Raw genomic sequence first — 13,864 nt, forward strand, 5'->3', positions numbered from 1 at the left:
TCCTTCAGGTCGCGTTTGCGGGTTTGGCGGCGGGGCCACCGTTTTCGATCGCCCAGTTGGCGTTTGCCTTGATACCGCCCAGCGGAAAGAAGTGCACGGACTCGATGTTGAAATCGGGATGCGCGGCCTTGTGGGCGGCCAGTTGGGTCAGCACCTCGGTCGGCTGATAGGGCATCATCAGCTTGGACACATCCATCGCGCGCTTTTGCAGCACCTTCAGCGACGGGCCGACGCCGCAGGCGATGGCGAACTTGATGAGCGTCTGCAGCTTGGCCGGACCGGCGATGCCGATATGGATGGGCAGGTCGATGCCCTCGGCGCGCAGGTGGTCGGCCCAGGCGATGATCGGCCCGGCGTCGAATGCGAACTGGGTGGCGATCGCCATCGTGGCATCCGTGCGCTCGGAAAACTCCTGTTTCCATTGCAGCGCCGCATCGACAGTGCTGCTGCCGCCGTCGGTGTCGATGTCGCGGTTGCCCTCTGGGTGGCCGGCCACATGCAGGCGGGTGAACCCGGCGCGGTCGAATGCGCCCGATTCCAACAGCTGCATCGAATCGGTGAAATCTCCATGCGGCTTGGCCACGCCACCGGCCAGCAGCAACGCCTGGTCAACGCCGGCCTCGCCCTGGTAGCGCGCGATCCAGTCATCCAGCGTGGCCTGGTCCTTGATGATGCGGGCGGGGAAATGCGGCATCACCTTGTAGCCCTCGCCGGCCAGCCGGCGGGCGGTGGCGACCATGTCCTCGATGGGGGTGCCTTCGATATGGGCGATATAGACGCGGGTGCCCGCGGGCAGCAGGTCGCGGAAATCGTCGACCTTTTCGGCGGTGCGCGGCATCACCTCTATCGAATAGCCGTTCAGGAACGCTTCCAGTTCCTGGTTTGCCTCGCCCGGCGCGGCGGCGGGTTTTTCACGCTTCTTGAAGTTCAGCAGAGCCATCGCGGCCTCCCATAATGCTGATACCGGCCTCATTCACGGCCATCGTTGGCGATCAGGGCCTTCAGCCGGTCCTTGTCGTATTCGGCGTCGATTCGGGCGACTTCGGCATCGGCCACATCGGCGGGGTCGCCTTCGGCCTGGCCGGTTACGACCTTGCGCCATTCGGCCAGGTAGGCGTCAGTTTCGGCCGCGCCCACCTTCATTGCGGCGCGGTCGATGGCCTGCTCAAACCGTTCGGGCAGCGGCCGCTTGGTGCCACGCCGGCCCTTGCCGATGATGACCTGCGCCGGAATGTCCCGCCAATAGACAATGGTGACGTCGTTCATGACTGATTCCCTGTTTCAGTGACTCTCTCTAATCGACACCGCCCCGCCGCCGGGGTCGGATTTCGACAGAACGCGCGCATCCAGCGACGCCCGATACCTAGCATTCAATGCGAAAGGCGGCTATCGCGGCCAATCGGAAAAACCTTCATCTTGATGTTGTGCCACGGCTAATGCTTGCACGCGCGCCGCAGTGCACATAGTTTGGAACCAACTCGAAATGGAGGGCGTGTTTTATGGCGCCCAAGCGTCCCCTTGGTGCGGGCGCATTTCCCGAAGCGGTCGAGAGCCCCGCACTGACCACCCCGGATGCTCCGCAGCTTTATGCCGCGCTGGATCTGGGAACCAACAGTTGTCGCATGCTGATCGCACGCCCCGAGGGCGATCAGTTCAAAGTCGTGGACAGCTTTTCAAAATCGGTGCAGCTGGGCGCCGGGCTGGAACGGTCCGGCAGGTTGTCGCGCGGGTCGATCCAGCGGACGGTGCAGGCGCTCAGGGTGTGTCAGCAAAAGCTCAGGCGCAACCGTGTGCGCCGGATGCGGCTGGTTGCGACCGAGGCCTGCCGTCGTGCCATCAATTCGGAAGAGTTCATGGAGACAGTGCACCGCGAAACCGGCCTGTCGCTGGAAATCATCGCCCCCCAGCAAGAGGCCCAGCTTGCCGTCGTGTCCTGCGCGCCGCTGGTCTGTCCCACGACCGAACAGTTGCTGGTCGTCGATATCGGCGGCGGATCGACCGAGTTGGTCTGGATCGACCTTGCCGGGGTGCCTTCGCACGACCGGGTGCGCGCGATGATGCGGATGCATGGCGGTTTCGACGCCCCCGGCAATGGCGGCCCCAAGGCCAAGGTGGTCGACTGGATCAGCGTGCCGCTGGGGGTGGCGACGCTGCGCGACCAGTTCCGCGATGTCGAGGACGACGCCGCGCGGTTCGCGCTGATGAGCTGGTTTTTCGAGGAAAACCTGGCCGAATTTGCCCCCTACAAGGACGATCCCCCGCGCGAGGGGTTCCAGATCGTCGGCACCAGCGGCACCGTCACCACCGTGGCGGCCAGCCACCTGGGGCTGAGGCGGTATGACCGCAACAAGGTGGACGGCTTGCGCATGACCAGCGAAGAGATAGACCGCGTGATCAGCGGCTACCTGGCCCTTGGTCCCGCCGGGCGGCGGCGCGACCCGCGCATCGGCACCGACCGGCAGGCGCTGATCATGTCGGGCGCGGCGATCCTGCAGGCGCTCTTGCGGTGCTGGCCCACCGACCGGCTGTCGGTGGCCGATCGCGGGTTGCGTGAGGGCATACTTTACGCCCTGATGTCGGCCGACGGCGTGCTGAGCGGCCAGGAATGACGGCGGCGGGGCCAATCGGGACAGATGAACCGGGGACAGGGCGGAACATGGCGAAGAAACCGGATGGAAAGAACACTTCGGGGCGCGGAGAGCGCGATCTGAAGGTCAAGGTCAAGACGGCGCGGGGGCGCAAGCTGTCATCGACGCGCTGGCTGCAACGGCAGCTCAACGACCCGTATGTAAAACGCGCCAGGGCCGAGGGCTATCGCGGGCGCGCGGCGTTCAAGATACTGGAACTGGACGACAAGTATGGCTTTCTCGTGCCGGGGGCGCGGGTGGTTGACCTGGGCTGCGCGCCGGGCGGCTGGTGCCAGGTAGCGGTGGCGCGAACCAACGCACTGGGCGAAGACGCGGGCAAACCCGTGGGCCGGGTGCTGGGCATCGACCTGCAGGAGGTGGAACCGATCGCGGGCGCCGAGATACACCAGCTCGATTTTCTCGAGGACGACGCCGACGACAAGGTCAAGGCCTGGCTTGGCGGCAAGGCCGACGTGGTAATGTCGGACATGGCGGCGGCGTCGTCGGGGCACAAGCAGACCGACCACCTGCGCATCGTGGCGCTGTGCGAGGCGGCGGCGCAACTGGCCTTTGACGTGCTCGAAGAGGGCGGTACATTCGTCGCCAAGGTGCTGGCGGGCGGCGCCGAGGGCGGGTTGCAGGCCCTGCTCAAGAAGCGTTTCACCAAGGTCGCCAACGTCAAGCCACCGGCCTCGCGCGCCGACAGTTCGGAAAAGTTCGTGGTGGCGACAGGGTTCCGGGGCGGTTGAAACGCTTAGCGTGACAGGCTGCGTGCGGCCTTGCGGGCCATTGCGGCCATGTCCACCTTGGGCGGTGGTGCGGTCAGCCGCTTTTCCTGCGCGCGAGTGATCAGGTTTCCCTGACGGATCAGTTCGAACAGCCGCGCGTGGCGGGCAGGGGGTGTGGGTGCGGCAGGCATCCGGCATATCCTGCACGACGAATGCGGCGGAATTTGCGCATTAACCGGGAAATCGGATGGCAGGTGTTTTGCGAAAGGGCCTGCCCCGCACACTGAGGTGCGGGGCAGGGATCGGTCAGCCCCCTCAGACCTTGCCGGGCGCGTCCGAGGTGTTGGCCCAGCCATCGGCATCGGGCGACCATTCGCCGGCGTCGTCACGTTCCTCGCGGCGCAGGCGGCCCATCCGGCTGAGAACAAACCAGATGACTGGCACCACCCCGCCGATGGCAAAGACCGCGCCGCCGAAGCTGCGCATATAGGTCAGCGTGCCGAACACCGGGCCCTGGATGATCTCCTGGCTGCGGGCAAACCACAGCCCCTCGCGCAGGACGGTGACGAGCTGGTACAGCCCCACCGGCAGCAGATCGAGGAACATCATCATCGCCACCCCGATGTTGAGCGACCAGAACGCCACCCGCACCAGCCTGGGGTTCCAGGCCTCGACCTTGAACAAGTGCTGGCAACAGAACAGCATGCCCGCCAGCGCAATGTTGCCCTTGACCCCGAACATGGCGGCATGGGCGTGGTTGCCGGTCAGATAGGTGGCGTGCTCGAAATAGTTGATGATCGGCAGGTTGATCATCGAGCCCAGGACACCGGCGCCGAACACGTTCCAGAAATTGACCGCCAGTACGAAAAGCCACACCTCGTTCATGACGAAGGTCTGCCGCCCGGCAGCGTGAAAGCGGGCCGCGCGCGCCTTTTCCTGGCGCATCCGCCAGGCATCCAGCGTCAAGAGCAGCAGCGGCAGCACCTGCAGCGTGGAAAAGACGCTGCCAAAGGCGATCACGCCGGTTGGCTTGGCGATCCAGTAGAAGTTGTGCGCAACCCCCAGCGTCGCCGTGGCCATGAACAGATAGACCGCCAGAAAGATCACCCTTTCGGCCATCACCCGGTTGATCAGCCCCATCTGCACCAGCATGTAGGTCACGATGACGGTGGTGAAGACCTCGAACGTCACCTCGACCCACATATGCACCACCATCCAGCGCCAGAAATCGGCGATGGCAAAGTTCGACTGCGGCGAAATGAAAAGCCCGAAGAACAGAAAGAACACCATCACTCCGCTGCCATAAAACAGCCACGCCGGCACCGACCACAGGTTGCGCCGCGTTAGCCAGGGGCGGATGCCGCGCCAGATGATCGCGATCCACAGAGAAAACGCCACCAGCAGCAGGATCTGAAAGGCGCGCCCCATCTCCATGAACTCCCACCCCTGGCTGCCCAGCCAATAGGCCGCCGCCCCGGTCAGGATGCCGGTCTGCCCCGAATAGATGCCCAGCAAGGACCCGGCGCCGACGATCACGCACAGCACGAACAGCAGGTCGATCAGCGCCTTTTGCCCGCGCGGCACCGGCGCCAGCCGGGGCAGGAAAAAGATGGTATAGCCCACCCAGCACATGAAGAACCAGAAGATCTGAAACAGCGTGTGATAGCTGCGCAGCACCGTGAACGGGATCAGATCGCCCAGGAACAGGCCGAACGGGCGTACGAAATCCGTCGCCGCCCCGATCCCCGCCAGCACCTGCAGGCCAAAGACCACCATCGTCAGGGCAAAGAACTTGTAGGTCGCGCGCTGCGTCTTGCGCACATGTCCGTTTTCCAGGTCATAGGTGGTCAGCGACCGTTCCTGGCTGCCCTCGAACGGGTCGTATTGCAGCGTCTTCATCTGGCCATAGACATAAAGGACGATCCCGATGCCGATGAACAGCGCCAGGACAGACGCGATGCTCCAGATATAGTTGTCGGCCGTGGGCGTGTTGCCGACGTCGGGGTCGTAGGGCCAGTTGTGGGTATAGCTATAATCCTGGCCGGGCCTGCTGGCGGCAGACGCCCAGCCGCCCCAGTAAAAGAACGCCGCCAGGTCGCGGATCTCGCCCGCATCGGTCAGATAGCCGGTCTGGAACAGTTCCTCGTAATCGGGGTCGTTGAACATGCGGTGATAGTGCTGCGCCACGTCCTCAAACGCGGCGGCCTGTCCGGCGCTGATCGAGATGGTGCCGGTGGCCTCGTCCCAGTCGTTTTGGCGCAACTCGCGGCGCACCTGCGCGGAAATGGCGTCGCGCGTACGGATCGACAGCTCGGCCCCCGGCGCCTCGGCGCGGGCCTCGGCCTCGTAATGGGCGATCATGCCGTCATAGGTGCGGTGCAGCGCGTCGGCGGTGAAATCGGGGCCGCGTTCGGCCCCGTCGCCCCAGAAAGAGCCATAGCTCATCAACCCGCGCAGGTGGAACACCTCCTTGCCGCGGTTGATCTGGTCGGCCGAGATCACCTGCGCCCCGTCGGGTCCGTGGAAACCGGCCACCGGCGGCGCGCTGACATAGGTGGCCCGGCCCATATAGGCCAGCCCCACTGCGCAGACGAGGATGACAACAAAGAAATGCATGCCCCAGAATTTCTTGTTGATCAGCAGCCGGGCGATGCCGCCGAAACCGCCAGAGCGTGGTGTTGCGTGTGACACGAGCCTTGTTTCCCTTCCATGGAATCGATCCGGCCCGCCAACCGGCGGGCGGCCCCCGCGGCGCACGAAACGGGCCCGCCGGGACATGGGCGGACAATCCTCCGAAACCCGGCGCAAAAAAATAACGTCGGTTAGAAATGCCGGAGAATTCGGGAAACAGAACGTTTCGGGCGGGTGTCCGGGGTAGGCGCGCACGCCTTCGTGACCGATGCGGGCGGGCAAATCCCGCCCCGCCGCTTGCGCGTGGCGGTGGGTGCAGCATAATCCGGGGGCCAGCGCCCCTGCGTGGTACAACCGGAATAGCAGATGCCCGACAGATTGCTCGACGCTGAACCGACGATCCGCCTAGCCGTCTTTCTGGGCGTGCTGGTGGCGATGATGATGTGGGAAATCGCCGCCCCGCGCCGTCGGCAGGAGATGCCCCGTGTTTTGCGGTGGAGCAACAACCTCGCCCTTGTCATTGTGGATACGGCGATCCTGCGGTTGGTCTTTCCGATGCTGGCGGTGGGGCTGGCGGTGATGGCGCAGGCCGGCGGCTGGGGCCTTTTTAACGTGCCGGACTGGCCGGGCTGGGTGACGGTCGTGCTGTCGGTGCTGGTCCTCGACCTGGCGATCTATCTGCAGCACGTCATGTTTCACGCGGTGCCGGCGCTGTGGCGGCTGCACCGGATGCACCATGCCGACACCGAGATCGACGCCACCACCGGGCTGCGCTTTCACCCGGTCGAGATATTGCTGTCGATGGCGATCAAGCTGGCGGTGGTGGCCGCGCTGGGGGCGCCGCCGGTGGCGGTGTTGATCTTCGAGGTGCTGCTGAATGCGACGGCGCTCTTCAACCACGCCAACATCAACCTGCCGCGCCGGGTGGACCGGGTGCTGCGGCTGGTGATGGTGACGCCCGACATGCACCGGGTGCATCATTCGGTGATCCCGGCCGAGACCAACAGCAATTTCGGCTTCAACCTGCCGTGGTGGGACCGGTTGCTGGGCACCTACCGGGCGCAACCCGTCAAGGGGCATCTGGGCATGACCATCGGGCTGGAACGCTTCAGGGACCGGCGAGAGCTGTGGCTCGACCGGATGCTGTTGCAGCCGCTGCGCGGGCCGGCCTCGGGTCATATGCTGGACAGCGAAGCCAAGCAGGGCGAGGGCGACGCGATGCCCGGTGGACAGCCCCCGCGCGAGGGTTGATGATCGTCCGGCCGTAACGCCCAAAGGAAGGCCGCCATGCCCTGCACCCGCCGCCATTTACTGGCATGTTCCGCCGCTGCCCTGGTGATGCCCGGCGCCGCAAGGGCCGGTGTTCAGGCGCGCTGGCAGGGGGGGGCGATGGGGGCCGAGGCGTCGATCACCATCGCCGGGACCGACGCGATCGACGCACGCCCGGTCTTTGCTGCCGCCGAGGTCGAGATCGCGCGCCTTGAACGCATCTTCAGCCTGTTCGCCCCCCACGGCGCGCTGAGCCGGCTGAACGCGGCCGGGGTCTTGCCCGCGCCGCCGCCCGAACTGGTCGAGATGCTGGCGCTGTCCGACACGCTGAACACCGCCACCGGCGGGGCGTTCGACCCGACCGTGCAGCCGCTGTGGCAGGCACTGGTTACGAGCGGCGATGTTGCGGCCGCGCGCGCGCTGGTCGGGTGGGGCGGGGTGGTGTTCTCTGCGGACGAGGTGCGCCTTGCCCGCCCCGGCATGGGGCTGACGCTGAACGGTATTGCGCAGGGCTTTGTTACCGACCGGATCGCGGCGTTTCTGCGGGATCGCGGGTTCGGCGATATCCTGGTGGACATGGGCGAAATCGCCGGGTTTGGCCACGCCGCCGATGGCGAGGAATGGCAGGCGCGCATCGTGGCGCCCGATGGTCGGGTGGTCGGGCGCGTGGGGCTCAGGGACCGGGCGCTGGCCACCTCTGCGCCGATGGGCACGGCAATCTCGCCGGGGCAGGGGCACATCCTGTCCGCCGCCGGGCTGATGCCGCAACAGGCGCTGGTGGCGGTCTCGGCCCCCAGCGCGGCGGTGGCCGACGGGCTGGCAACGGCGCTGTGCCTGATGGATGCCGAGGCCGGCGCGCGTGCAGTGGCCGCCTTTCCCGGTGCCCGGATCGAGGCGATGGAGCCGGCCTGAGCCGGCGGTTTACGCCGCCGCCCCGCGCAGCGCCGCCGCCACGACCCCGGGCGCACCGGGGGCGCAGCCCAGCGGATCCAGCAACATGCCCTCGAACTGCGCCAGTTCCAGCGCCTCGGGGATGTCGTCGGTCACATGGCCGCCCTTGGCGGCAAAGAAGGGCAGGCAGATGGATTTCGGCCCAAGGTCGAAGGCCTCATCGGCCAGATAGGGTGGTTCCTCGACGAAACCGACGCGGATTTCGGCGAGATTGGTTATCTCGGCCAGCGCATCCCGAAAGGCGTGGGTGTTGCGGGCCGAATTGGGGCTGCGGCCCGACCCGTGCGCGGCGATGAACACCCGCACATCATCAGCCTGCCAGCCCTCGTGGCGCAGCACCCCGGCAATCAGCTCGGCGGCCATCGCGGGCAGGCTCGGGTCGCGCCCGAAGGGGGGCAGAACGTGGGCCTTGTGGGTGTCCAGCCGCTGGCGCAGCGCCTCGCGGGTGAACCAGCCCTCGGTCATGAACATCGGATAGATCAGCGCACCGGGCCCGGCATCGACCAGCGCGGCATCCAGCGCGCCGGGCTTGGCCAGCGTCGCCGCACCGACATGCCAGCCGGGCAGGTCGCGCGCCACCCGGGAGGCAAAGTCGGACAGCACCGCCTCGGCCGGATCGGGGGCGGAGGGCTGGCCGTGGCTGACGATGATGACGGAGGGGGGCATTGATGCGCTCAACTGAACTACCCCGCCCGGACCGCTTGCGGGCCGGGCATGCGCCCGCCCGCCCCATGGCGGGCGCATTCGCGCCTACCCGGGCGGTCGCATGCCCTCTGGTCGTCGATGATCAAACCGGATTCAAGGCGCGGCGTCTTAATGACTGGTCCCCTCGGAAAATGTGATCTTGTTGAAGACATTGTATTTTCCGGATGGTTTGCGCATTGGCAGGCGGGTGATTTCCTCCAGCGTGCGGGCATCATAGACGATGACGGCGCCTTCGTCTTCCCACACCGAGACCAGCGCGCGCGACCCGTCGCGGGTGAATTCCACATGCGCCACCGTCGCCCCCGGCACCGGGCGCAGGGTGCGCACGATCTTGAGGCTCTGCTTGTCGATCACATGCATCACGTCACGGTTGGGGCCAAAGAAAACATCAGCCCAGAAATAGGGCGAATTCTCATGACTGCGAAGAAAAAAGCCGGGGCCGTCGGTTTCGATGGTGCTGATCACCTGCCAGTCCTCGGTGTCGATGACCGACAGCTTGCCTTCCTTCAGGTGCGGGGTGGCCATGACCCGCCGTCCGTCGCGGTCCCAGGAAATCCCCGACCCCAGATGCGGCATGCCGGGCAGGGGCAGCTCGGCGATCTCGCGCCCGACATTGAGGTTGACGACGACGCCGCGCTCGGTGTCGCGGGTGGCGCCGATCAGGTTACGGTAGTCGTCGGAGAAAAAGAAATCGTCGATTGGTTCCGACAGCTCGATCCGGCGGCGGGCGAAGAGGCCCTCGGAAGATGGCAACGCCTCTATCATGCCCTTTTCGCGCGAATGCACGAAACCCTCATAGACGGGTTCGGCGTCGGGGTCGGTTGCGACCTCCCAAACCTCAGGCACGTCCTTGAGCGCGAGGATGAAACTCTGCCGTTGCGGCGCCTGGTAGACGGCTGAAACGCGGCTCTTGATCCCCGAAATGCTGAAGACCGGCATCACTTTGGCGACGCTCAGGTCGTCAGCGGACAGGATCGTCAGCGTCATCGGCAAGTAGTTCGCAACCGCCAGCCACTTGCCGTCATGGCTGATGGCGATATTGCGGCTGTTGAGCCCGGCGCGCACGCGCCCGACCTCTGCCAGTGACCAGATATCGTATTTCTGCACCCAGCCGTCGCGCGACATGATGAAGACAAAGCGCCCGTCGGGGCTGAACTTGGGGCCGCCATGCACGGCAAAGGGGGTGGCGAAGCGGTCGAGCACATCAAAGCTGTCGCCATCCAGCACGCTGACATGATGATCGCCGGTTTCCACCACCAGCGTGATGTTCAGCGGATCGGCCGTGAACACCGGCGCGTCGGCGGGGGTATAGCCCGGCGTCATCTCGCGGGTGGCGTTGATCTGGGCCTCGCCCCATTCGGGCACCTCGGCGAGCGGGGTGTTCAGGTAGGCGGCAAGCGTCTCTATTTCCTCTTGGGCCAGGATATCGGCAAATGCCGGCATCTGGGTTGCGGCGCGGCCTTCGGCAATCACTTGGGTCAGCTTCGGCCCCCGCATCCGCCCCAGGGTTTCGGGGATCAGCGCCGGCCCGGTGCCGCCCAGGCGGGTGTCGCCATGGCAGACGGCGCATTCGCGCTCATAGAGCGCGTGCACATCGGGCTCGGCGGTGGCCGCAATTCCAGAAAGTGTGAAAATGACGGCAAACAGGGTGCTTACCCTGCACACCTCAACCATTCTTGAAAAGGGGTGACCCCGGCCGCGGGTGGGGGTAAAGCCCCCGCCCTGGGGGGCGGTCGGGGGCTGCCCGGCGGTGCCGCCGGGCGGCACGGAGGACAAGGGAGTCGCGGATTTTTGGCCGAAAGCCTTAGTGAAAACGATGGGCCGGATCATGGCGCTTGCCTCGGAACGGGGTGACGGTCAGGCGCTCAAGGCCCGGCTCAATGCCGATCTCGGCGTCGTCGAGATAGCAGGCGGGGTCTTCGGCCCAGGGATCGCCGGTCAGTTGCAGTGCGCGGATGCGGGTGTTGCCGCCGCACACGGCCTTGAACGCGCAGGCCCCGCAACGGCCCTTGAGCGGGCGCGGACGGCGGCGCAGCTGCGCCAGAATCGGGTCATCGCCGGTCCACAGCTCGGAAAACTTTGCCGTCTTGACGTTGCCGACGGTGTAATCCGACCAGTAGGTGTCGGGGTGCACGCGGCCCATCGTGTCGATATTGGCCACGCCCAGACCCGACGAATTGCCGCCCCATGCCTCCAGATGCTCGCGCAGATGCGCCACCTTGTCGGCCTCGAAGTGCCGTTCTGCCCACCGCAGCATGTAAACCGCGTCGGCGTCGTTGTTGCCGGTGACGATATCCAGCGGTGCATCCGTCGCCGCCGCCGCCCAGGCCCGGTCGATCAGCAGGTCCAGCGCGGCGCGCGTGTGGTCGTGCACCGCGTCCTCGCCCCGGTTCTTGTCGCCCCGCCCGGCATAGACCAGATGGCTGAGATAGAACTTGTCCACGCCTTCGTCGTCGCACAGTTTCAGCAGGTCGGGCAGTTGCGCGGCATTGTCGCGCGTCAGGGTGAACCGCAGGCCCACCTTGATGCCACGGCTCTTGCATTCGCGCACGCCCCGCAGCGCGTCGGCAAAGGCCCCGTCGACGCCGCGAAACCAGTCATTGGTCGCGCCGATCCCGTCGATCGAGATGCCGACATAGTGAAACCCGATCTCGGCCACGCGGTCGGCGGTCTCGCCGTGGATCTTGGTGCCGTTGGTGGAAAGCGCCAGGAAACGGACCTTGTCGCGCGCCGCCTCGGCCAGCTCGAAGAAATCGAACCGGCCCATAGGCTCGCCCCCCGACAGGATCAGCGCCGGCACGCCGAAGTCGCCCAGGTCGTCCAGCACACCCATCGCCTGTTCGTGGCTCAACTCGCCGGGGAAATCGACATCGGCCGAGACGGTATAGCAATGTCGGCATTTCAAGTTGCAGCGGCGGGTGAGGTTCCAGATCACCACCGGCTTGACCGCGCCGGTGCCACGCCGGGCCTTGACCGGGGTGGGGGTGACAAGCTGGTGCATGTATTCGGTGAGGCGGAACATCTCAGCCCTCCTTTTGCCGGAGCCGCAGCCCCGTCTTTTTCAAAATGCGCGTCGAGTAAAGGATATCGCCGCCACGGCAGGCCGGGCCCAGCAGCGCCGCGACCTGCGCGCGCTTTTGCTCGACCTCGTCGCGGCTTTCGCCGTGGATCATGGCAAACAGGTTATAGGGCCAGTCGGGCAGGGCGCGCGGGCGTTCATAGCAATGGCTGACGAAATCCAGCGCGCCGACCTGCGGCCCCAGATCGGCAATGCGGTCGTCCGCGACATCCCAGACCGACATGCCGTTGGCGGTCATGCCCAGGGCATAATGGTTGGGCGCCACGGCGATACGGCGGATGACACCGTCGCGCTGCATCCGTTCCAGACGGCAGCACAGCTCGCCCTCGTCCAGCCCCAGATCGGCGGCCACGGCGGCATAGGGCTCGGGCACCAGCGGCAGCCCGCCCTGGGTTGCGGCGATGATCGTCCGGTCGATGGTGTCGATGCTCATGCAGCCACCCTGAAGCCGATAAAGAATTCGCGCAGCTTGGGAAAACACAGCACCCTTATGCCCGTCGCGCGTTCGATGTCATCCGCCACCGCCGTGATCTCGTCCTTGCTTTCGGTTGCCAGCACGAACCACATGTTGAGATGATGACTGCGCTCATAGTTATGCGCTACCTCGGGGCGTGCATTGACCTGGGTCATGACCGCGTCGAATTTTTCTGGCGGCACCGCCATCGCGCACAGGCAAAAGGCGCCGCCCATGGCCTCGGCATCGAAGAAGGGGCCGAAACGGGTGATGATGCGGGCCTCTCGCATGCGTTCCAGCCGCGCGATCAGGTCATCTTCGGCAATGCCCAGTTCACCGGCGACAGCTGCAAAGGGAGCGGGCGAAATCGGGAACCCCTCTTGCAGGCGGTTCAGGATCGCCCTGTCGGTTGCGTCGATGCTCATGCACGTTCCCTTTTTCCGCCAGATGCGGCCACCATGGCGCCGGTCTGTTTGAAGCACTGGCTAGAGAAAAGCGCCAGGTGCGGTGCGTCGGCCAGTTCCGGCAGGGCCGACACCGATTGCAGCCGGTCCAGTGCCTCGGCCCGGCTGCGGGCGTGGATCATGCAATACAGTCGATAGGGCCAGACCCCGGGCACCGGCTGGCGTTCATAGCATAGCGTAATACCGGGCTGCGCGGCCAGCCTTGGCCCGGCGCGGTCGATGGCGTCGGCGGGCAGATCCCAGACTACCATCGCGTTGGCGCGCCAGCCAAGCGCGCGGTGGCGCACGATCACGCCCAGCCGGGCGATGATGCGTGCATCAATCAGCACCCGGATGCGGGCCAGAACGTCGTCCATGTCACGACCGAGACGATCACCAATCTCGGCATAGGGGCGCGAGGTCAGCGGCAGCCCGGTGGTGAGCGCCTGCACGATGTCGCGGTCGCCCTCTTGCAGTACGGATGTATCGGGCGGGGGGGTGACAGGGCGCGACGTTGCCTCGCCCCTCAGGCTGAAGCCCAGATCGAGGTTAAAGGGCCGCACCAGCGGCAGATCAAGTACCCTCAGCCCGCTGCGCCGACCGATCCGCGCCAGCGCGGCATCCACATGCGCCCGGTCGGGGCCGGTGGCCACGAACCACAGGTTCCATTCGTTCTCGCGCAGGTAGGAATGGTTGACGCCCGGCTCTTCGCCGATGATCGCCGCCACCTCTTCGATGCGGCTTTCGGGCGCGGCCACCGCCGCCAGCGTGCTGGCCGAGATGGTGTTGGGCGCCACGGTGGCGCCCACGCGGGTGATCTGGCCGGCGTCCAGCTTGGCCTGCAGGCGGCGGATCACGCCCTGTTCGGTGGTGCCAAGCGCCTGTGCCAGCGCCGTATAGGGGCGCGCGGTGACCGGAAAGCCGCGCTGCCAGTCATCCAGCAGCGCCCGGTCGAGCGGATCGCTGAACCCCTCCAT

14 protein-coding genes are annotated in these 13,864 nt (G+C 66.0%); 4 read left to right on the forward strand and 10 right to left on the reverse strand.

The window, feature by feature from the left end:
- Positions 1–4: 4 nt before the first annotated feature.
- Positions 5–940, reverse strand: a complete 936-nt coding sequence (locus tag DL899_RS04465) for a methylenetetrahydrofolate reductase (protein ID WP_111732779.1) — start codon at positions 938–940, stop codon at positions 5–7.
- Positions 941–969: 29 nt separating this feature from the next.
- On the reverse strand, positions 970–1,266 hold the full coding sequence (locus tag DL899_RS04470) for a virulence factor (protein WP_111732780.1): 297 nt from the start codon (positions 1,264–1,266) through the stop codon (positions 970–972).
- Positions 1,267–1,499: 233 nt separating this feature from the next.
- Here DL899_RS04470 and DL899_RS04475 point away from each other — a divergent pair, with 233 nt between their 5' ends.
- Both DL899_RS04475 and DL899_RS04480 read left to right on the forward strand, forming a co-directional pair.
- Positions 1,500–2,609, forward strand: coding sequence for a Ppx/GppA phosphatase family protein (locus tag DL899_RS04475; RefSeq protein WP_111732781.1), 1,110 nt, complete (start codon positions 1,500–1,502; stop codon positions 2,607–2,609).
- A 47-nt stretch (positions 2,610–2,656) separates the two neighbouring features.
- A complete protein-coding gene (locus DL899_RS04480; protein WP_111732920.1) occupies positions 2,657–3,376 on the forward strand; it encodes an RlmE family RNA methyltransferase in 720 nt (239 codons plus the stop codon).
- A 5-nt stretch (positions 3,377–3,381) separates the two neighbouring features.
- On the opposite strand, the gene DL899_RS19330 is transcribed toward DL899_RS04480, so the two are convergent.
- Both DL899_RS19330 and DL899_RS04485 read right to left on the reverse strand, forming a co-directional pair.
- Positions 3,382–3,546 (reverse strand): hypothetical protein, encoded by a 165-nt coding sequence (locus tag DL899_RS19330; protein ID WP_162685501.1) that lies wholly within the window; start codon positions 3,544–3,546, stop codon positions 3,382–3,384.
- A gap of 124 nt (positions 3,547–3,670) precedes the next feature.
- Complete coding sequence (locus tag DL899_RS04485) at positions 3,671–6,046, reverse strand: nitric-oxide reductase large subunit (protein WP_204355246.1); 2,376 nt, start codon at positions 6,044–6,046, stop codon at positions 3,671–3,673.
- Between the two features lie 306 nt (positions 6,047–6,352).
- Here DL899_RS04485 and DL899_RS04490 point away from each other — a divergent pair, with 306 nt between their 5' ends.
- Positions 6,353–7,237, forward strand: coding sequence for a sterol desaturase family protein (locus DL899_RS04490; RefSeq protein ID WP_111732783.1), 885 nt, complete (start codon positions 6,353–6,355; stop codon positions 7,235–7,237).
- A gap of 36 nt (positions 7,238–7,273) precedes the next feature.
- Positions 7,274–8,167 (forward strand): FAD:protein FMN transferase, encoded by an 894-nt coding sequence (locus DL899_RS04495; RefSeq protein WP_111732784.1) that lies wholly within the window; start codon positions 7,274–7,276, stop codon positions 8,165–8,167.
- A gap of 9 nt (positions 8,168–8,176) precedes the next feature.
- On the opposite strand, the gene DL899_RS04500 is transcribed toward DL899_RS04495, so the two are convergent.
- The 6 genes from DL899_RS04500 to ahbB (DL899_RS04525) form a co-directional block, all read right to left on the reverse strand.
- Entirely contained in the window at positions 8,177–8,872 is a 696-nt protein-coding gene (locus DL899_RS04500) for a CbiX/SirB N-terminal domain-containing protein (RefSeq protein ID WP_111732785.1), read from the reverse strand.
- Between the two features lie 147 nt (positions 8,873–9,019).
- The gene (locus tag DL899_RS04505) at positions 9,020–10,585 is read right to left on the reverse strand and encodes a cytochrome D1 domain-containing protein (RefSeq protein ID WP_111732786.1); all 1,566 of its coding nucleotides are present in this window, start codon (positions 10,583–10,585) and stop codon (positions 9,020–9,022) included.
- 130 nt (positions 10,586–10,715) lie between these two features.
- Entirely contained in the window at positions 10,716–11,933 is a 1,218-nt protein-coding gene (gene nirJ, locus DL899_RS04510) for a heme d1 biosynthesis radical SAM protein NirJ (protein WP_111732787.1), read from the reverse strand.
- 1 nt (position 11,934) lies between these two features.
- A complete protein-coding gene (gene ahbB / locus DL899_RS04515; RefSeq protein ID WP_111732788.1) occupies positions 11,935–12,423 on the reverse strand; it encodes a siroheme decarboxylase subunit beta in 489 nt (162 codons plus the stop codon).
- Positions 12,420–12,869 carry an Lrp/AsnC family transcriptional regulator gene (locus DL899_RS04520; RefSeq protein WP_111732789.1) on the reverse strand — a complete coding sequence of 150 codons (450 nt, stop codon included), beginning with the start codon at positions 12,867–12,869 and terminating at the stop codon, positions 12,420–12,422. Before DL899_RS04520 ends, ahbB (DL899_RS04515) begins: the two co-directional genes overlap by 4 nt.
- A complete protein-coding gene (ahbB, locus tag DL899_RS04525; RefSeq protein WP_111732790.1) occupies positions 12,866–13,864 on the reverse strand; it encodes a siroheme decarboxylase subunit beta in 999 nt (332 codons plus the stop codon). Before ahbB (DL899_RS04525) ends, DL899_RS04520 begins: the two co-directional genes overlap by 4 nt.

This window comes from Roseovarius amoyensis, from assembly GCF_003260265.1.
Lineage (GTDB): Bacteria > Pseudomonadota > Alphaproteobacteria > Rhodobacterales > Rhodobacteraceae > Roseovarius > Roseovarius amoyensis.